Source organism: Actinokineospora globicatena (genome assembly GCF_024171945.1).
Lineage (GTDB): Bacteria > Actinomycetota > Actinomycetes > Mycobacteriales > Pseudonocardiaceae > Actinokineospora > Actinokineospora globicatena.
In genome coordinates, this window is record NZ_JAMTCR010000002.1 from 1,987,152 (window position 1) to 2,005,987 (window position 18,836).

Sequence of the window (18,836 nt, forward strand, 5' to 3'; positions counted from 1 at the left end):
AACCCGCTCGGGGGACACCTGCCCGGTCCCCCGAGCTAGGTTGTCCCGGTGGACGACCTCAAGACCTTCCGCGGCACCTGCCACGCACTGGCCCGCCGCACCACGGCGACGCATGTCGAGTTCCGTGTCGCTACCGGCGTCACTCCGAACTTCCACGAGTGCGTTCTCACCTACCGCACCGAGACGATCGCCGTTGTCGCCACCCGCACGCACGCCTTCACCGCGGTCGCAAGGCCCACCGTTTCGCTTGACGCCGGGCCCTTGACCTTCGTCGATCACCCTGCCCTGCTCGCCGAACTGCGCTCGACCCCTTACCGCGCACTGTCGTTCGCCGAACTGGACGCCCCCTTCCGCGCCGAGGACTGGCCGCACGTCCTGCCATCCGACATCAAGTACTGGCACCCCACCACCGTCGGCGAAGCCCTCTTCAACCACTGGGACTAGGCCCTCACTTCAGTTCAGTGGACGACTTCCCGAGCAGGCGGCGGGCGACGATCAGCTGCTGGATCTGCTGGGTGCCTTCGAAGATGTCGAGGATCTTGGAGTCGCGGGACCACTTCTCCAGCAGGGAGTTCTCGCTGTAGCCGAGGGAGCCGGTCAGCTCTACGCAGCGCAGGGTGATGTCGGTGGCGGTTCGGCCCGCTTTGGCCTTGGCCATGCTGGCCTGCAGGGAGTTGGGCTTGCGGTTGTCGGCCATCCACGCCGCTTGGAGGGACAGCAGGTAGGCGGCCTCCCAGTCGGCTTCCAGTTGGAGGTAGGTGGCGGCCGCGGCGGGTTGGGTGAGGGCGGGGCGGTCGTAGTCGATGGGGATGCCCGCCTCGGTGAGGATCCGGTGGGTCTCCTCCAGTGCGGCTCGGGCGACGCCGACGGCCATGGCGGCGACCAGCGGGCGGGTGTTGTCGAAGGTCTGCATGACCCCGGCGAAGCCCTGGATGTCGGGGCTGCCGAGGAGGTTGTCCTTGTGCACCCGGACGTCTTCCAGGCGGAAGTGCGCGGTGTCCGACGCGCGGATGCCGAGCTTGTGCTCCAGGCGCACCAGGGTGAAGCCGGGGGTGCCCCGGTCGACCACGAAGGACTTGATGGCGGCCTTGCCCCGCGAGCGGTCCAGGGTGGCCCACACGACGACGCAGTCGGCGCGCTCACCGGCGGTCACGAAGATCTTCTCGCCGTTGAGCACGTAGTGGTCGCCGTCGAGCACGGCGGTGGTGCGGATCGCGCCCGAGTCGGAGCCGGTGTCCGGTTCGGTGATCGCCATCGCCGCCCACTTGCCCTGGTAGCGCGCTAGTTGCTCGTCGTTGGCCACGGAGGCGATCGCGGCGTTGCCCAAGCCCTGGCGCGGCATCGACAGCAGCAGGCCGACATCGCCCCAGCACATCTCGATGGTGCCGAGCAGCAGCCGCAGGTTCGCGCCGTTCTGGTTGCCCCCGGCCTGGGCGCCACCCCGCCGCACACCACCGGCACCCGCGCCGCCGCCGGACGCGGCCAGCCCGTCGAGCAGCGCGGCGAGCATGTCCAGTTCCCTGGGGTAGGTGTGCTCGGCCTGGTCGTACTTGCGCGAGTGCGGGCGGAAGAACTCCGCAGCCGCCTGGTGGGCTTGGTCGACCAGTTGGGCGAACTTGGCCGGGACGTCAAGGTTGATCATCGCGTGCTCCTCCGCGCCCTCAGACGAGGACGATCCCCTCGGCCAGCCCGACCGCGCGCAGGTCGCGGTACCAGCGCTCCACCGGGTGCTCCTTCACGAAACCGTGCCCACCGAGCAGTTGCACGCCGTCGTTGCCGATCCGCATGCCCTGCTCCGCGCACAACCGGCGCGCCAGCCCCGCCTCCCGCGCGTACGGCTTGCCCTGCTCGGCCCGAGCCGCCGCCCGGTAGGTCAGCAACCGCATGCCTTCCAGCTCGATGCCGATGTCGGCCACCTTGAACGCGACGCCCTGCCGGTGGCTGACCGGCTCCCCGAACGCCTCGCGGTTGTTCACGTACGGGATCACGTAGTCCAGCACGGCCTGCGCGGTGCCGACAGCCAAGGCGCACCAACCGATCCGCGCCAGCCGGACGCACTCGGCGTACACCTCCGCCTTGCCGCCACCCAGCAACGCCGCCGCCGGGACCGTCACCTGGTCGAGCCGCACCTTCCCCATTCCCGCCGCGCGCAACCCCATCCCGGGGTCGGACTCCACCGACACGCCGGAGCTCCGGGATTCCACAATGAACAGTGCGGGCCCACGACCGTCCACATCGGCCGCGACGACGAACAGCTCTGCCTCCGCCGCGCGCGGGACCATCGACTTCACGCCGTCGAGCACGAACCCGCTCGGCGTCCGGTATGCCTTGGTGCGCAGGGAGAACGGGTCGAACAGCGCGCGCGGTTCCTGGACCACCAACGCCGCGGCGGGCACGTTGTCCCCGACGAACGACGGCAGGTAGGTCGCTTGCTGCTCCGCGTCGCCCCACAGCACGAGCGCCGTGCTCACCGCCGACGGTGCCAGGCACGCCACGGCCAACCCCATGTCACCCTGCGCCATCGCCTCGGCGACCAAGACGTTCGTCACCGCTGACCGCTCGTCGCCGACCCCGCCGAGCGCCTCCGGCACCCCGACCAGGGTCACCCCCATGTCGGCGATCGTGCGCAGGACGGTCGCGGGCGCCGCGCACCGGGCGTCGGCCTCGACCGCGGCCGGGCGCAGTCGCTCCGCGGCGAACTCGGCCACCGTCTCCCGGATCATCGCCTGGTCCTCGGTGGGAGTCAGGTCGAACAGGCCGGGGTCGCCGCTGGGCTTCGGACGTTGCGGCGCAGCTAGCTTGCGCGCGCTCGTGAACGCCCGGCCAGCGGCGCCTGCAGCGGTGAAGCCACCCTTTGTCGCCTGGTAGACCCCGCGCTCCACCGGCTTGCGCAACCCGAGCCGGTCCAGGACAACGGTGCCTGCCAGCCGGTTCAGCACGGCCAACGCCGCGCCCATGGCATCGCGCCTGGGTTGATCGCTGCCCGCCATCGCGCTCCTCGTGCTCGCCGCTCGCGGGGAGCCCGTGCCTACCCCGCAGTACCTACTCTAGAGTAGCAACGGTGCGGCCGACTAGCGCGACTTGTCCACCACGTTGGCCAGCGGTAACCCGGCCGCGTACCGCTCCAGGTTCTCGGCGAACCGGCGGACCAGTTCCTCCCGCCTGCCCGCGACGTCGCCGGACAGGTGCGGGGAGATCAGCACGTTCGGCATCCCCCACAGCGGCGAGCTCGGCGCCAGCGGCTCGTCGGCGAACACGTCGAACGCCGCGCCCGCCAGCCGCCCGGAGTCCAGCGCGTCGACCAGGTCGGCGGTGATCACCAGCCCGGCCCGGCTGATGTTGACCAGCCGCGCGGTCGGGCGCACCACGCGCAGCAGCTCGGCGTCCACCAGGCCCGAGGTCTGCGGGGAGAGCGCCACCGCCAGGATGATCCAGTCGTGCTCGGCGACCGCTGCTCTCAGCTGCGACATCGGCTGCACATCACCCAGGTCAGGGTCACCCGTGCGGGCGGTGGGACCGATGGCGTTGACGGTCACCCCGACCGCGCCCAGCTTGCGCCCGATGGCCCGCGCTATCGGCCCGGTGCCCACCACCAGCGCGCGCGACCCGGCCACCCGCTCGGTCTGCCGGTGCTGCCACCGGCGCCGCTGCTGGTCGCGCAGCGTGGTCGGCAGGTGCTTGGCGAAGGCCAGCAGCAGGCCGAGCACGTACTCGGCCATCGGCTCGTCGAAGACGCCGGTCGCGTTGGTGAGGGTGACGTCGCTGCCGCGCAGGGCGGGGAACAGCAGGTGCCCGACCGCGGGGCTGGCGACGTGCACCCAGCGCAGCGCGTCGGCGGCGGGCCAGACGCGCTGCAGGGCGGTCGTGCGGGTGTCCCAGACGAACAGGACGTCGGCGCCGTCGAGCGCGCCGCCGAGCCGGTCGGCGGTCGTGCGCCGCACGGTGGCGACGGCCTCGACCCGGGTGAGGTCGGGCGGCCGGTCGGTGCCGTGCAGGACCACGACGGTCGGCCGTGGGCGGGTGTCCATACGAGTGGGGCTCCCCGTTCGGGTGATGGCCGTGGCCAGACAAGCAGGCAACGCTAGGAACCGGTCGGGCGGGTGTCAAACCACCGGCTGATACCGCATTCTCCCAGGTCAGCACGGGTGTCTGCCACGGTAGGGGGATACCTTCAGTGGATCATGCTCGTTTCTGTATGCCTAGTCTTACTCCATTCGTGAGAATGAGTACACGAACGGAGTAAGCATGATCCTTACTCTCGGGTACCGCCCGGCGCCGAGATGGATCAAGGTTGCCTGGCCAGCGAGAAAACGACCCCCCGAAGGTGGTTCCCGGATCGGGTCAACGTCGCTACAGTACGTCCCACCTGGGGATATCCCGAGCCGCACGGACCATGCACCGAAGTGACCCAGACCACTGACCAGGGGCATGGCGGACCGGGCTGTCCGTGAACCGGGGTCCAACCACGGGCCGGATAGGGTCGTTGTGCCCTTCCGGCTGTGAGGTTGAATACGAAAACATCCCCCGTATGCAGCAGCGATACCCCTGGTGCACAGTCAGCGCCCCGGCTACCATCACTCTGCGTCAGGGCCACCATCGCATCCGACTGTCAAGCGGGTGGATGGGACGGTGAGCCGGGACACCAACGCCGTTCCGGACCTCGACGGCGTACCTCCTGCTTTAACCGGTGCGCCGCAACATCTGGGGGCTCATGTGAGTGCGACAGCTTCCTCGTCCGTGTCTGAAACGGCCCCGGCGCAGCTTCCGGTTGCCCAGCCCGCCGCCACCAGGACCCCGGGGACCGACGCCGTGTTCGCCCGTTTGAAGAGCTCGGCCTTCCACGAACTGGTCGCCGCCTCGCTCGACGGTGACCAGGAGGCCATCGGCACCCTGTTCACCTGGATCAACCCGGCCATCACGCGCTACTGCCGCGCCCGCATCGGCCGCACCGGCTCCGCGTTCTCCTCCGCCGACGACGTCGCCCAGGAGATCCTGCTCGCCGTCCTCGGTGCCCTCCCACGGTACTCCGACGACAAGGAGTCGTTCCTGCCGTTCGTGTACGGCATCGCCTCCCACAAGGTCGCCGACTACTACCGCCGCTCCGGCCGCGACCGCTCCGACCCCGTCGCCGACGTCCCCGACACCGTGGACCACAGCCTCGGCCCGGAGCAGGTCACGCTGCGCGCCGAGATGCGCTCCCGCCTCGCGGGCCTGCTCGACACCCTGGCCCCCCGCCAGCGCGAGATCCTGGTCCTGCGCCTGGTCGTCGGCCTCTCCGCCCAGGAGACCGCCGCCGCCATCGGCCTCACCGCCACCGCGGTCCGCGTCGCCCAGCACCGAGCCCTCACCCGCCTGCGCGGCAGCCTCACCGCCACCGACTGGCTGTAAGCCCCCAAGCCTTCTCACCACAGGCCGCTGGGTCGCGTTGTGTGCCGCGACCCAGCGGTCGCTGGTTTTCCCGGCCCAGCCGCCGCAAGTCCTGATCGTCCGGCCACACCGCACCGCCGTCGAGCGATCTCCAACCCCGGCGGCGAGCCCGCTCCGCCGCCGACCTCCGGCCGCACGGCAGACCCCACCCACCCGGGGGCCACCCACACTCAGCCTGCCGTTTTCCGGCCGCTGTCAAGGGGTGACCAGGGTGGTTGTGGACAAGTCGAGCCCTTGTGGACAACTCCCCGCGAATCCCGCCGTGGGCCACAGTGGATCGGGCGTGCGGCTCTGGCGGCCGAACGGGAGCGAGCGCCGGGGTCAGGCGGCGCGGGCGCGGAGGTAGAGCTGGACCTCGATGCGGCCCGGTTCGGCCTCGGCCTCGAACTCGCGGAGGGTGACGTCGGTGAAGCCCGCGTCGGTGACGATCTGGCGGAGTTGGTCCGGGGGGTAGGCGGAGACGGTGGTGGGGGCGCCGAGGAAGTTGACCGGGAAGGTGTCGAAGTCGCCCTGGACCATGCTCAGGAGCAGGAGGCGGGGGCCGGTCAGGACGCCGTGGATGGCGCGCAGGGTGGACTCGATCTCGGCCTTGGGCAGCATCAGCAGCGCGAAGAACGCCACGACCGCGTCGAACTGACCCAGGTCGTCGAGTTCGCGCAGGTCGCCGTGCCGGAAGTCGCCGCCGGGGGCGTGGTCGGCGGCGAGGTCCAGCATGACCTGGGACTCGTCGACGCCGACGACGGACAGGCCCGCCGCGAGCAGCTGCTGGGCGGTCGGCAGGCCGCTGCCGCAGCCGAGGTCGAGCACGCGCGCCCCCGCGGGCAGCTGCTCGACCAGCCACGCCGCCTCGGCGATCTGGACGTCGCGCTCCACGAACGACTCGTCGTACCGCTTGCCGATCAGGTCGAACGCTGGGTTCTCGGTAGCCACGCGCACAGCATGCCGCCGTAGTCGCGGGTGGTCCAGGGGTGTGCCCGGATGAGATCAACCCCGACCGCCGCCACCCGGGCGCCCGGGAGCGTCCACAGTGGTCGGTCACAGGCGCGCCGAGCTGATGGCCTCCATGAGCGCGGTGTGCGACACCCGGTTCGGCGGCAGCTCCGAGGTCCCCGGGGCGCGGATGCCGTCGAACACCAGGGCCAGGTAGCGGCGCCACAGCCCCGGGTCCGCGCGCCGGGTGGCGATGCCCACGGCGGACAGCATGACGATCACCGGCGCGATGTCGGTCCCGGTGAGGTCCGCGCGCACGAGGCCCGCCGCCTTGGCCCGCGTGACCAGGCCCTCGACCGCCGGGGTGTAGTGCTCGGCGATCCGGTCCAGGTGGCCGAAGTCGGCCTTGGTGCAGATCTCGAACACGCCCCGGTCGCCGGACTGCCGCTCCAGGACGTCGGTGACCAGCCCGATCAGGCCCGCCAGCGGGTCGGGGTCGGCGGCGTACCCGTCGATCAGGTCGGTGATCTCGGTGACCACCTGGTCGAACACCGCCGACAGCAGGGTTTCCTTGGTCGGGAAGCGGCGGTAGAGGGTGCCGATGCCCACCCCGGCGGCGCGCGCGACGTCGTCGAGGGACGCGGCGATACCGTGTTCGGCGAAGACCACCCGCGCGGCCTCGACGATCCGCGCGCGGTTCCGCTCAGCATCGGCGCGCAGCGGCCGATTACCGCTTTCGGTGTCTGAGGTCACGCTCTCAGCTTAGCGCAAAAGCGGAGGGAACTCCTCCGCTTCTGTGTTAGCGTCGCCTGACACCACAGTGGACATCCGCAGCGGGGGAGAAAACCTTGACTCTGTCCGATTCCAGCCTGCCCGTGAAGACGTCGGCACCGCCGGAGGAGCAACCGGACCACGGTCACGCGAAGCGCTGGCTGATCCTCGCGGTCATCGCCATCGCCCAGGTGATGGTGATCCTCGACGCCACCGTGGTGAACATCGCGCTGCCGTCGGCGCAGGAGGCGCTGCGGTTCACCGACGACCAGCGGCAGTGGCTGATCACCGGCTACGCGCTGAGCTTCGGCAGCCTGCTGCTCATCGGCGGGCGCGTCGCCGACCTGTTCGGCCGCAAGATCACCTTCCTGGTCGGCGTCGCGGGCTTCGCGCTCGCCTCCGCCGTCGGCGGCGCCGCGGGCAGCTTCGAGGTCCTCGTCGCCGCCCGCGTCGGCCAGGGCGTGTTCGCCGCGCTGCTGGCCCCCGCCGCGCTCTCCCTGCTGACCACCACGTTCACCGACCCGGCCGAGCGCGGCAAGGCGTTCGGCATCTTCGGCGCCATCTCCGGCGCGGGCGGCGCGATCGGCCTGCTGCTCGGCGGCGTGCTCACCGAGTACCTCAACTGGCGCTGGTGCATGTACGTCAACCTGTTCTTCGCCGCGATCGGCTTCATCGGCGGCATCGCGCTGCTGGCCAAGGGCCGCGAGTCGACCGAGCGCCCGCGCATCGACCTGATCGGCGTGGTCACCGCCACCGCGGGCATGTTCGCGCTGGTGTTCGGCCTGGGCAACGCCGAGTCCAAGTCGTGGAGCGCGCCGGACACCTGGGGCTTCCTGATCGCCGGTGCGGTGCTGCTGATCGGCTTCATCGCCTGGCAGACCAAGTCCGCGCACCCGCTGCTGCCGCTGCGCATCCTGCTGCACCGCAACCGGGGCGGCTCGTTCCTCGCCATCTTCGTGCTGTGCGCCGGGATGTTCGTCATCTTCCTGTTCCTGACCTACTTCATGCAGGTCAACCTCGGGTTCTCCCCGGTGGAGAGCGGTCTCGGCTTCCTGCCGATGATCGGCACGCTGATGGTCGGCGCCACGCTGGCCACCACGGTGCTGCTGCCCAGGGTCGGCCCGCGGCTGCTGGTGACCGTCGGCATGCTGCTCGCCGGTGCGGGCATCGGCCTGCTCGCGCTGCTTGAGGCGGACAGCAAGTACGCGGGCGCGGTGCTGCCCGCGCTGCTGATCGCGGGCTTCGGCATCGGGCTGACGATGGCGTCGGCGATGAACGTCGGCATCGCCGGTGTCGACCCGCAGGACTCCGGGGTCGCCTCCGCGGCGATCAACGCCGTGCAGCAGATCGGTGGTTCCATCGGCACCGCGCTGTTCAGCACCATCGCCGCCACCGCGGTCACCGACTCGCTGGTCTCCGGCGCGAACCCGATGGCCGCCGCGGTGTCGGGCTACAGCGCGGCGTTCACCTGGAGCGCCATCCTGTTCGGCGTCGGCGGCGTCATCTGCGCCTTCGTGCTGCGCCCCGGCGTGCCGGAGGAGCTGCGCACCGCGGGACCCGCTGTCCACATGTGACAGTCCACAAAGGGCCCCCGACCGACCGGTCGGGGGCCCTTCGCGCGTTTGCGGGGTGCCGGGGCGCCCGGCCGGCTACGATTGCCGCACGGCAAGGGAGCGCGGGCCTGGAGGACTGACGTGGCGGAGATCGATCCGGACCGGCCGCACCCGGCGCGGATCTACGACTACCTGCTCGGCGGGGCCTGCAACTTCGCCCCCGACCGCGCGTTCGCCGAGCAGTTCCTGCGGGTCATGCCCGGTGCCGCCGACGCGGCCCGGCTCAACCGGGGGTTCCTGCGCCGCGCGGTCCGCTTCGGTGTCGACGCGGGTGTCACCCAGTTCCTCGACCTCGGCTCCGGCATCCCGACGGTCGGCAACGTGCACGAGATCGCCCCCGGTGCCCGCGTCCTCCACGTCGACAACGACCCCATCGCCATCGCGCACAGCGAGATCGAGCTGGCGGACGCGCCCAACGCCACCGCCGTCCTCGGCGACCTGCGCGACACCGACGCCGTGCTGGCCGCCGCGGCCGAGGTCCTCGACCTCACCCGGCCGGTGGGGCTCCTGATGCTCGCGGTGCTGCACTTCGTCGACGAGCCGCACGAACCGCTGCGCCGCTACACCGACGCCATCGCCCCGGGCAGCTACCTCGCCATCACCCACGGCACCGCCGACGGGGCACCGGACAAGCGCGAGGACGTCCTGCGCCTCTACGCCAGCAGCGGCTCCCCGGCCACGCCGCGCGACCGCGCCCAGGTCGCCGACTTGGTCGACGGCCTGGTGGTCGAGCCGCCCGGTGTGGTCTGGACCCCGCTCTGGCGACCGGACGAACCGGCCGCCGGGAACCCGGCCCAGTCGCTCACCTACGCGGTCGTGGCCCGCAAGGTCTGAGGAACCCCCGGTGGACCGAGTCCGCGCCGCGTCCCGTTTGGCCAGGTCAACGGCATCTGGCGGCTCGGTCGACGGTGTCGCGGCGCCGACCGGTGCGACTTGGTCGCGATCACCGTGACCAGCACGACATTTCTGCCGTCGGTGCCGGGGTTTCGCCTGGTCAGCGCACCTGAGCGGAGATCGCCGCGATCGCGCCGGTTGCCCGGCGCGGTCGCCGATCTCGGCCAAGGAGCACGTCAGGGCGGTCGGGGGCGCCGATCACGATCCGCAGTCGGCGGCGGTCGGCACCCGGGACGGCCGCTACCTCGTTGCTGGCCACCGAAGTCCGTCTACGCCACTGTTCTGTCTGCGCCAGTGGCAACCAGGCCACTGGCGCGGCGGACGGCGGGCGCCGTCGCGGGCCGCGGCGCCGGGGCGGGACGGGAGCGAGGTGGTGATCATGAACAGCGCCTTCGCGGCTTTCGGTCGCCGCCGAACCCGCGCCGCCGCCGTCATCCCGCCGCGCGCCCGCACCGAGGGGACCGCCCGCCGGGGCGGCAACGCAAGTCCGTCCGCAGATTCCGAAACTCAAGTCCATGGGGCAAGTGTCATGCGCAACTACACAATGCGATTGCACGGAAAATTGGCCACTCGCCGTCGCTCCGTACACCGTTCGGGGAACCCCCATCCGGGTGTCATGCAATTGCACCACGCAAGCTCGGGCCGTCCGGTCCTCAGTGGATCGTGCCTGGTCACAGGTGGCGGGAACAGGCCGTCCGCTGGTCGTGCCGAGTTCAACCAGTGGTACCGTCGAACATCGATCCGGGCGAGCAATCCCGTCCGGCAATTGCATGGCGCGAGGAGGCGTTGATGCCGTCGCAAACGCCGTTGATCCCGCGGCGTCGCCTTGGGCAGGAACTGCGCAGGCTCCGCGAGCTGCGCGGGCTGCACCTGGAGGACGCGGCCGACCACCTGGAGTGCTCGCCGTCGAAGATCAGCAGATTGGAGACGGGGCAGGGGGTCCCGAAGGCTCGGGACGTGCGCGACCTGCTCGACCTCTACGGGGTGGGCGACCAGCGGTTGCGCGACCAGTTGCTGCGGCTGGCCGGGGACGGCCGCAGGCAGGCGTGGTGGCAGGACCTGGCGGATGTGGTGTCCAGTGCGATGGACACCTTCATCTCGCTGGAATCCGAGGCCTCCAACATCCGCTACTACGTGCAGTCGACATTTCCCGGGATGTTCCAGACGGAGGAGTACGCGCGCGAGTTGTTCCGCGCGATCTACCCCCGGGACGACGATGTCGAACGCGAGAAGCGGGTACGCCTGCGCCTCAAGCGCCAGGATATTCTCGTCGAGCGCGAGGACCAGCCCAGGATCGGCGTCATCGTCGACGAGGCGACGCTGCACCGCGTCGTCGGATCGCCGAAGGTGATGGCCGACCAGCTGGCCGCGTTGTTGCAGGCGAGTGAGCGTCAAGGTGTCACCCTGCGCGTCTACCCCTTCGCGGCAGGGCCCGATATCGCCATCCAGTGCACGTTCGTGGTCTTCACGTTCGAGAGCGAGTACGACCGCAACTCGGTCCACATCGAACTCAGCGCTGGTGATCGGTGGCTCGAACAGGAGAGCGACATCACCCGCTACACGCGGATATTCGATGATCTCGGCCGCAAGTGCCTCTCCGCCGAGGCCAGCCGGGACATGATTCTTTCGATGATGGAACACTATTCGAGCAAGGAAGAACAGCCCCGATGAACACCACTTACCGGCAGAGCAGCTTCTGCTCCACTGGCGGCTGCGTCCAGGTCGCCGTGCTCGCGGACGGCACCGTTTCGCTGCGCGACTCCAAGAACCTGACCATTCCCGCGCACACCTACACCGCACAGGAGTGGGTGGCCTTCACCGCGGGGGTCAAGAACGGTGAGTTCGACCTCGTGCCAGGTGGATTGCTCGCAGGCTGACGTCCACCCGCTCCCGCGCCGACCCTCCGCTGCCCGCCTCGAGACGCGGCCGCGGAGGGTCTTGGCGCGTCTGGTAACCATCCGGTAACCTCGGGTGACGAGGTCGTCCGACACCGCCGATCCGAGCACGGGGACCGCCCACCGCGTGATCGCCCGCGCCCGGGGTTGCCGCGCCCCTGCGCGCCGCCGCCTGGTCATCGGTGTCGGGGCTGGGAGGGGGCGACCCATGTCCGGTGCGCTGCTGTCGAATGAGCCAGAACCCGAACCAGGACCGGTGGTGAACGCCGGTTTCCGGCGCGCTTCCCGGTGCACCACCGGTGCGTGCGTCCTGCTCTCGTTATCCGGCGACCGGCTGCGCGTGCGCGGCAACGCCCCGCACCGCGAGCTGGGTTTCCCGGCCGCCGCGGCCACCCGGCTGGTGCGTGCGATCGCCGGTGGTCTGCTCACCCCGGGCCCCGATCGGTGATCACGGAGGGGGCACCGGCGTGCGGTGCGGACCCGCGGACGTGAACTCGCTGTGACGAACCGAATCCAGCGCACCACCAGGCGTGGATGGATGATCGCCCGTCGGTGTGATTCGCTACTCTCGGTCCCTCCAGTCGGGGGTCGGTCCACGCACGCGAGGAGTACCTGGTCATCGAACAGGGTCAGTTGATCGCAGGCCGCTACCGGCTGGAGGAGTCCGTCGGCAGCGGGGCCATGGGCGTGGTCTGGCGGGCGCGCGACGAGCGCCTGGAGCGGGTCATCGCGCTCAAGCGGTTGATCATCCGGCCAGGGCTGACCCCGGCGCAGGCCGACGAGGCGCGCCGCAGGGCGATGCGGGAGGCGCGGATCGCCGCGCGGCTGCAGCACCGCAACGCCATCGCGATGCTCGACGTCGCCGAGCACGACGGCGACCCCTGCCTGGTGATGGAGTTCCTGCCCTCGCGCAGCCTGTCCGCGGTCATCGCCGAGGACGGGCCGCTGCCGCCGGAGCAGGTCGCCGCCATCGGCTCCCAGGTGGCCGCCGCGCTCGCCGCCGCGCACGCGGCCGGGATCGTGCACCGCGACGTGAAGCCGGGCAACATCCTGCTCGGCGCGGGCGGCACGGTGAAGATCACCGACTTCGGCATCTCCCGGGCCATCGACGACGGCACCGTCACCGAGACCGGCATGCTCGCGGGCACCCCCGCCTACCTCGCCCCGGAGATCGCCCGCGGCCACGACCCCAGCCAGTCCTCCGACGTGTTCTCCCTGGGCGCCACGCTCTACCACGCCGTCGAGGGCGCGCCGCCGTTCGGCCTGAACCCCAACCCGCTCGCCTTGCTGCACGCGGTGGCCTCCGGCGAGGTCACCCCGCCGCGCGGCGCGGGTGCGTTCACCCCGACCCTGATGACGCTGCTGCGCGCCGAGCCGACCGACCGGCCGACGATGGAGGAGGCGGCGTCCATGCTGGCGCTGCCCACCGCGCCGCTGCAGGTCCCCAACTTCGAGCAGCGCACGGTGCCCGCCGGGCCGAACCCGATGCACGAGCAGCCGACCCGCCAGGTCGGGCCGAAGCGCCAGCCCAAGCGCCAACCGCCGGTCGACCACGGCGCGCCGCACCCCGCGCCGCAGCCGCAGCAGCAGCCGCAGGCCCCCAACCGGGTGGTGCTGATCGCGTTGCTGCTCGGCGTCGTGGTGCTCGCGGGCGCGGTCACCCTGGTGCTCACCGGCTCCTCGGACACCCCGGGCACCAACACCGTCACCACCACGATCGTGACGGTCAGCCAGGACCCGCCCACCACCCAGCCACCGACCACCTCCGCCCAGCCGGTGGTCTCGCAGAAGATCGGCGACTACCCGGCGGCGGGCCGCGCGGTCATCGCCTACTACGGCAGCGACAGCTCGCCGCAGCAGCGCTGGGAGATGCTCGGCCCCAACGGCAAGGCGGTCTTCGGCGACCTCGCGGGCTTCCAGCAGTACTGGGGCCAGTTCCAGTACATCGCCTCCCGCAACGCCAACGGCGTCACGTCCAACCAGGACGGTTCGGTGAACGTGCCGGTCGACGTCACGGTCAAGGGCGCGGCGGGGGAGGTCGCGAACAAGAAGACGGTGAAGGTCGTCCTGCTCGATGGGCGCTACCTCATCGACTCCGATTCACGGTGACGGGCAGCGGGTACCTGCTCGCGGTGCGGCGATTGCGCGGCGCGGCCCCCGGTGGCAGCGTTCGACGGGTCCGCGCACACCGAGCCGGAGGAGGCCGACCGTGCCGCTGATGCCCGTCACGGAGTCGATGTTCCTGCTCGGCGAGTCCCGCGAGCACCCGCTGCACGTCGGCGGGTTGCAGCTGTTCGAACTCCCCGAGGGCGCCGGACCGGACTACGTCGGCGAGCTGCACCGCGCGCTGCTGGCCGCCGACGACATCCACCCGCTGCTGCGGCGCAGGCCGCGCGGCCCGGTCAGCACGGTCGGGCAGTGGGTGTGGACCGACGACGACCGGCTCGACCTGGATTACCACGTCCGGCTCTCCGCGCTGCCCACCCCGGGGCGGGTCCGCGAACTGCTGGAGCTGGTGTCGCGGCTGCACGGCTCGCTGCTCGACCGGCACCGCCCGCTGTGGGAGGCGCACCTGGTGGAAGGCCTGCGGGACAACCGGTTCGCGCTCTACACCAAGGCCCACCACGCGCTGCTCGACGGCGTCTCGGCGCTGCGGCTGCTGCAGCGCTCGCTGACCACCGACCCGGCCGTGCGCGATCCCCGACCGCCGTGGGCGAACCGGGAGGACGAGCGGCCCGAGGTGGCCACCCGGCCGCGCGCCGGGGTCGGCGCGGTGCTGCGCGACATCGCCGGCCTCGGCCCCGCGTTCGCCAGGTACGCCAACGAGGTCTTCCGCGCGCAGACCGCCACACTGCCCTTCGCCGCGCCCCGGTCGATCCTCAACGTGCCGATCACCGGTGCCCGCCGGTTCGCCGCGCAGGGTTGGCCGCTGGCGCGGGTCCGCGCGGTCGGCGAGAAGGCCGGTGCGACGGTCAACGACGTCATGCTGGCGATGTGCGCGGGCGCGCTGCGGCGGTACCTGCTCGAGCTCGACGCGCTGCCGGAGCGCCCGCTGGTCGCCGCCGTCCCGATGTCGCTGCGCGGTGGCGACGACAGCGCGGGCGGCAACGCGCTCGGCATGATCCTGTGCACCCTGGCCACCGACCTGGCGGACCCGGCCGACCGGCTCGCCGCGATCACGGAGTCCACCCGCAGCGGCAAGGACGTCTACCGCGGCATGTCGCAGCTGCAGGTGACCGCGCTGAGCGCCATCCCGTTCGCCCCGCTCGCGCTCGGCCTGCTCCCCGGGGCCGTGCGGCTCACCCCGCCCGCGTTCAACCTGATGATCAGCAACGTCCCCGGGCCGACCGAACCGCTGTACTGGAACGGCGCGCGGATGCTGGGCGTGTACCCGGTGTCCATCCCGTACGAGGGCCAGGCGCTCAACATCACGGTGACCAGCTACAACGGCTCGCTGGAGTTCGGTCTCACCGGCTGCCGCCGCACCGTCCCGCACCTGCAGCGGCTGCTCACCCACCTCGACACGGAACTGGCCGACCTCGAGAGCGCGGTGTAGAGCGCTCGAGGCCGGCCAGTGGGGAGTGCGTCCTGGGATCAGCCGCTCTTGCGGCGGAACTGGCGCTTGGCGCCCGCGCGACCGTGCGCGTCGTGCACCTTGGACCCCGAGTCGGCGTGGCCCTGGCCGTTCTTGGACTGGGCCTGCTTGCGGGCCAGCGCCTCGCGGAAGCGGGCCTTCACGTCCTCGGTGTCCGCGCCAGGGGTTTCCTCGGTCTGGCCGGGCTGTTCGGACATGGTGGTGACCTCCAGGCAAGACGGGTGGTCCTGCCAGCCTCGCACGTGCGCGCCGATCGGTCGACCCGGTTTCGCTCAGGGCGTCACCGGGTGCCCTCGGCGCGCGCCTTGAGCCCCTCCGCTTCCAGGGCCAGGTACCGGTCGGTGAGGCCCGCGGTGAGCTTCGCGATCACCAGCCCCAGCGGTCCGGTCATCTCCAGCGTCAGCACCGCCCGCGCGCCGTCGCCGAGCGGCTCGACCGTGTGCGTGGCAACCGTTCGCGCGCCGGGACCACCCGCGACCCAGGTCCACGACCGGCCGTCCTCGAACTCGGTGATGGTCCAGACCGTGGTGGGCAGCCGGGGTTGCCGGATGCGCGCGCGGGATCCGACGCGCAGCGGACCACCGCCGAGCGCGGTGATCGAGGTCACCGACGCCGTCCACTCGGGCCACCACTCGATGTCGCGGTAGACCTCCCACACGCGTGCCGCCGGTGCGGCGATGTCAACCCGGGTACCGAACCGCATCGACCAAGGGTAGCGCCGATGATCAGCGGCGGGCGGCACCTGGCTATCCTCGGCGGTGGATCTTTCTCGGCGGAGGACGACTGGTGAACCTGCTGGACCACATCGCGGCTGTGGCGCAACTGGCGGAGGGCACCGAGTGCGACCAGCGCGCGCTCGGCGCCGACCCGGCCAGGCGGGTGGCCTGGTACCGAGCCGCCGACCCGCCCGACGAGGCCGAGTTCCTCGCCGCCGTGCTGCGCGACCCGGACCGGGCGACCGCGAACGCCGCCGCCATCGCCCGCATCGACGACCGGGCCCAGCGCGGCCCCGGTTTCGGCCGGTGGGCGGCGAGGGTGCGGCCCGCGGTGGCGGTCGCGGAACCGGTCGCGGCGCGGTTGGCCGAGTGGTGCCTGCTGCACGACGCGTTCGCGGGCAAGCCCATCTCGCACGGCGCGGTGCTCGCCGCGTCCGACTGGGCGCAGCGCACCCTCGCGGCCACCGTCGACGGCGAGCTGCTGGCGCTGCTGGCCGTGCACGGCAGGACCAGGCGCGTGCGGGCGATGACCAGGGTGCCCCGCCCGGTGCGCACCAGGCGCCTCGCCTGCGACGACTGAGTGTCCTCTCTGGATGGTGCGCGCCCGGGTGGTGCGCGCAACGGCCCCGTGGTGGGAGAGTGTGCTCCTGGCGAGAGGAGAACCATGTCGTACCTGGGGACCACTGGTGAGCACAGCGCGCTGTTCCGGCCGGTGGACGAGATCACCGTGCTCGACCGGCCGACCACCTCGGCGCACTTCGTCGCACCGGGAACGGTCACCGGTGGGCAATTCGGACTGTTCCGCTGGGACATGGCGCCGCAAGCGGGCGGCCCGAAACCGCATTTCCACCGCACGATCTCCGAATCGTTCTACATCATCGAGGGCGCGGTCCGGTTGTTCGACGGGCAGCGGTGGGTGACCGCGACACCCGGCGATTTCCTGTTCGTCCCGGAAGGCGGCGTGCACGCGTTCGCGAATGAATCCGACGAACCCGCCTCGATGCTGATCCTGTTCGCGCCGGGGGAACCGCGCGAGGACTACTTCGTCGAACTCGCCGAGATCCGGGAATCCGGCCGGGAACTCACCGAGGCCGAGTGGACCGAGTTCTACGCCAGGCACGACCAGTACCACGTGTAATGGGCCAGCCGGGTGTTCCGCGCCGGTTCCGGTAGCGGATCCCCGGCGGGCGCCGATGCGCCGTACATGGTGCGAAGGTCGCTGCTCGGCCGCTGCGCGGTCGCCTCGGCGCTCGTGGTGGGCACCGGGGTGGCCGGGTGCGGCGCCGAGGACGACACGTGGCACTGCACGGCGACCCGGTGCGAGGTGGCCGTCACCGGGTCGCCGACGCTGGAGGTGCTCGACGCGCGGCTCAAGGCCGAGGTCACCCGCGACCGGGTGCGGGTGGCGGGCGGCGGGGTCGACATCACGCTGAACCCGGGCGACGCCGCGGTGGTCGACGGTCTGGTGGTGGAGCTGCGCGGGGTCGACGACGGGGTGGCCCGGCTGGTGCTCTCCCCGGTCGACGCCCGTTTCGCCCGGCTCGACGAGGGGTAACCCTGGTGTGGGAGCACCCCGCAGACCCGGCCGTTGGACGCGCCCACCGCCCTCCCCCCGGGCACGGGCAGCGCGGCGGTCGGCCGGGCAGGCCTCGGCACACCCCCCAAGCCGAGGCCTGCCGCTCCCGATAACGCCAGGGTGCGGGGCCGGGAACGATCCCGTCGGTCGGCACCGGGGCGGGGCGCGATCCGGTGGTTGCTCTCACCCGCGTTCCCCATGTCGGCCGCATAATCCAGGGCCATAACATGTGGACCATGGAACTGGAGTTCCGACACCTGCGGATTGTCATCGCGGTGGCCGACGAGGGAAGTATCACCAAGGCCGCCGCGGCACTCGGTTTGTCCCAACCTTCGTTGACTTCTCAACTTCAACGGATTGAACGAGCCATGGGCGCGCCCCTTTTCGAACGCGCCAGAACCGGCGTGGTGCCGACCTCCTTCGGGCGCACCGTGCTGGCCAGGGCCCGGTCCGTGGTCAACGAGATGGCCGACCTGCGCGGCGAGGCGAACGCGCTGGCGACCCCGCGCGGCCCGGTCGAGCTGAAGATCGGCGGCAGGCCGAGCCCGCTGCTCTCGGTCGTCGTGCCGCTGCTGGGTGCCGCGTACGCCGAGTTACACGGCCCCGACGTGGCCCCGTTGAGCGTCCAGGTGCACACCGACCCGTCGGCGGCGGCCCTGCAGGGGCGGGTCCGCGCGGGCAGGCTGGACGCGGCGGTGCTCTGCGACGTCATGGGGTTCGAGATCGGGACCGCCGAGGGGGTGCGGCGCGAGGTCGTGGTGGAGCGCGAACCGGAGTTCGTCGGGCTCTCGGACCGGCACCGGCTCGCCGCCCACGACGTCATCGACCTCGCCGACCTGGCCGAGGAGAACTGGATGATCGACCCGCAGGAGGACCACGGCGGCATCGGCCCGCTGCGCGCGGCCTGCCGGGCGGCCGGGTTCGAGCCCAGGATCACCCACGAGATCAGCGACTCCACCTCGGCCCGCGAGTTCATCACCAGCGGCCAGTGCGTCAGCCTCGCCCAGCCGACCTCCAGCGAGGGCCGCGGCCTGGTCATCCGCCCGCTGCGCGGCGACCCGATCTGCAACCGGCTCGAACTGGCCTGGAAGGACCTCGGCCCGATCGACCCCGAGATGCTGCGGCGCGCGGTCACCGAGGCCTACCACCGGCTCATCGACCGCAACCCCAGCTACCCGGTGTGGTGGGCTCAGCACAACGGATGACCCCTGATCGGCTCGGGCCCGCTGACCTCCGCCAATCGGGCCTTAATGCAACAAACGCTTGTTTGTGGGATGCGCGACTGCCGCCACACCCAACCTCGGCCCCCCGACCACGCCGCCACCACCCACTGACGCCCCACGATGCCCGGAAAGTCCGATTCGACCGCACCTGGCGGCCCGTCCGCTGAGCCAAAAGAGTGTAGTCGCTCGCTCGCAC

At 71.4% G+C, this 18,836-nt stretch carries 21 protein-coding genes; 13 read left to right on the plus strand and 8 right to left on the minus strand.

The window, feature by feature from the left end; all coding sequences use genetic code 11:
* Positions 1-48: 48 nt before the first annotated feature.
* Positions 49-444, plus strand: coding sequence for a hypothetical protein (locus LV79_RS09600; RefSeq protein ID WP_253834232.1), 396 nt, complete (start codon positions 49-51; stop codon positions 442-444).
* Between the two features lie 4 nt (positions 445-448).
* Here the strand turns inward: LV79_RS09600 and LV79_RS09605 are convergent, their stop codons facing one another.
* The 3 genes from LV79_RS09605 to LV79_RS09615 form a co-directional block, all read right to left on the minus strand.
* Positions 449-1,642 (minus strand): acyl-CoA dehydrogenase family protein, encoded by a 1,194-nt coding sequence (locus tag LV79_RS09605; protein WP_253834237.1) that lies wholly within the window; start codon positions 1,640-1,642, stop codon positions 449-451.
* Positions 1,643-1,661: 19 nt separating this feature from the next.
* A complete protein-coding gene (locus LV79_RS09610; RefSeq protein ID WP_253835954.1) occupies positions 1,662-2,957 on the minus strand; it encodes an acyl-CoA dehydrogenase family protein in 1,296 nt (431 codons plus the stop codon).
* Between the two features lie 114 nt (positions 2,958-3,071).
* The gene (locus LV79_RS09615) at positions 3,072-4,028 is read right to left on the minus strand and encodes a D-2-hydroxyacid dehydrogenase (RefSeq protein WP_253834239.1); all 957 of its coding nucleotides are present in this window, start codon (positions 4,026-4,028) and stop codon (positions 3,072-3,074) included.
* A 793-nt stretch (positions 4,029-4,821) separates the two neighbouring features.
* On the opposite strand from LV79_RS09615, the gene shbA reads away from it, so the two are divergent.
* Complete coding sequence (gene shbA / locus LV79_RS09620) at positions 4,822-5,388, plus strand: RNA polymerase sigma factor ShbA (protein ID WP_253835963.1); 567 nt, start codon at positions 4,822-4,824, stop codon at positions 5,386-5,388.
* 360 nt (positions 5,389-5,748) lie between these two features.
* Here the strand turns inward: shbA and LV79_RS09625 are convergent, their stop codons facing one another.
* Together LV79_RS09625 and LV79_RS09630 are read right to left on the minus strand one after the other, a co-directional pair.
* Entirely contained in the window at positions 5,749-6,357 is a 609-nt protein-coding gene (locus tag LV79_RS09625; protein WP_253834241.1) for a class I SAM-dependent methyltransferase, read from the minus strand.
* A gap of 105 nt (positions 6,358-6,462) precedes the next feature.
* Positions 6,463-7,110, minus strand: coding sequence for a TetR/AcrR family transcriptional regulator (locus tag LV79_RS09630; RefSeq protein WP_253834243.1), 648 nt, complete (start codon positions 7,108-7,110; stop codon positions 6,463-6,465).
* Positions 7,111-7,211: 101 nt separating this feature from the next.
* Between LV79_RS09630 and LV79_RS09635 the strand changes: the two genes are divergently transcribed.
* Positions 7,212-8,702 carry an MFS transporter gene (locus LV79_RS09635; RefSeq protein WP_372495335.1) on the plus strand — a complete coding sequence of 497 codons (1,491 nt, stop codon included), beginning with the start codon at positions 7,212-7,214 and terminating at the stop codon, positions 8,700-8,702.
* A gap of 120 nt (positions 8,703-8,822) precedes the next feature.
* On the plus strand, positions 8,823-9,575 hold the full coding sequence (locus LV79_RS09640; protein ID WP_253834245.1) for an SAM-dependent methyltransferase: 753 nt from the start codon (positions 8,823-8,825) through the stop codon (positions 9,573-9,575).
* 160 nt (positions 9,576-9,735) lie between these two features.
* On the opposite strand, the gene LV79_RS09645 is transcribed toward LV79_RS09640, so the two are convergent.
* Positions 9,736-9,894 (minus strand): hypothetical protein, encoded by a 159-nt coding sequence (locus LV79_RS09645; protein WP_253834247.1) that lies wholly within the window; start codon positions 9,892-9,894, stop codon positions 9,736-9,738.
* Between the two features lie 530 nt (positions 9,895-10,424).
* On the opposite strand from LV79_RS09645, the gene LV79_RS09650 reads away from it, so the two are divergent.
* The 5 genes from LV79_RS09650 (at position 10,425) to LV79_RS09670 (ending at position 15,086) form a co-directional block, all read left to right on the plus strand.
* On the plus strand, positions 10,425-11,306 hold the full coding sequence (locus LV79_RS09650; protein WP_253834248.1) for a helix-turn-helix domain-containing protein: 882 nt from the start codon (positions 10,425-10,427) through the stop codon (positions 11,304-11,306).
* The gene (locus LV79_RS09655) at positions 11,303-11,512 is read left to right on the plus strand and encodes a DUF397 domain-containing protein (RefSeq protein WP_253834249.1); all 210 of its coding nucleotides are present in this window, start codon (positions 11,303-11,305) and stop codon (positions 11,510-11,512) included. Before LV79_RS09650 ends, LV79_RS09655 begins: the two co-directional genes overlap by 4 nt.
* Positions 11,513-11,738: 226 nt before the next feature.
* Complete coding sequence (locus tag LV79_RS09660) at positions 11,739-11,978, plus strand: hypothetical protein (RefSeq protein ID WP_253834250.1); 240 nt, start codon at positions 11,739-11,741, stop codon at positions 11,976-11,978.
* Between the two features lie 185 nt (positions 11,979-12,163).
* On the plus strand, positions 12,164-13,639 hold the full coding sequence (locus LV79_RS09665; RefSeq protein WP_285469427.1) for a serine/threonine-protein kinase: 1,476 nt from the start codon (positions 12,164-12,166) through the stop codon (positions 13,637-13,639).
* Positions 13,640-13,739: 100 nt separating this feature from the next.
* The gene (locus tag LV79_RS09670) at positions 13,740-15,086 is read left to right on the plus strand and encodes a WS/DGAT/MGAT family O-acyltransferase (protein WP_253834251.1); all 1,347 of its coding nucleotides are present in this window, start codon (positions 13,740-13,742) and stop codon (positions 15,084-15,086) included.
* A 38-nt stretch (positions 15,087-15,124) separates the two neighbouring features.
* On the opposite strand, the gene LV79_RS09675 is transcribed toward LV79_RS09670, so the two are convergent.
* Both LV79_RS09675 and LV79_RS09680 read right to left on the minus strand, forming a co-directional pair.
* Positions 15,125-15,322 carry a DUF5302 domain-containing protein gene (locus LV79_RS09675; protein ID WP_253834252.1) on the minus strand — a complete coding sequence of 66 codons (198 nt, stop codon included), beginning with the start codon at positions 15,320-15,322 and terminating at the stop codon, positions 15,125-15,127.
* Positions 15,323-15,405: 83 nt separating this feature from the next.
* Positions 15,406-15,828, minus strand: a complete 423-nt coding sequence (locus LV79_RS09680; protein WP_253834253.1) for an SRPBCC family protein — start codon at positions 15,826-15,828, stop codon at positions 15,406-15,408.
* A gap of 83 nt (positions 15,829-15,911) precedes the next feature.
* Here LV79_RS09680 and LV79_RS09685 point away from each other — a divergent pair, with 83 nt between their 5' ends.
* The 4 genes from LV79_RS09685 to LV79_RS09700 all read left to right on the plus strand — a co-directional run bounded on the left by LV79_RS09685 (position 15,912) and on the right by LV79_RS09700 (position 18,622).
* On the plus strand, positions 15,912-16,421 hold the full coding sequence (locus LV79_RS09685; RefSeq protein ID WP_253834254.1) for a hypothetical protein: 510 nt from the start codon (positions 15,912-15,914) through the stop codon (positions 16,419-16,421).
* Between the two features lie 84 nt (positions 16,422-16,505).
* A complete protein-coding gene (locus LV79_RS09690; protein ID WP_253834257.1) occupies positions 16,506-16,979 on the plus strand; it encodes a cupin domain-containing protein in 474 nt (157 codons plus the stop codon).
* Positions 16,980-17,045: 66 nt separating this feature from the next.
* On the plus strand, positions 17,046-17,396 hold the full coding sequence (locus LV79_RS09695; RefSeq protein WP_253834259.1) for a hypothetical protein: 351 nt from the start codon (positions 17,046-17,048) through the stop codon (positions 17,394-17,396).
* Positions 17,397-17,653: 257 nt separating this feature from the next.
* Positions 17,654-18,622, plus strand: coding sequence for a LysR family transcriptional regulator (locus LV79_RS09700; RefSeq protein WP_285469426.1), 969 nt, complete (start codon positions 17,654-17,656; stop codon positions 18,620-18,622).
* The last annotated feature ends 214 nt before the right edge of the window (positions 18,623-18,836 follow it).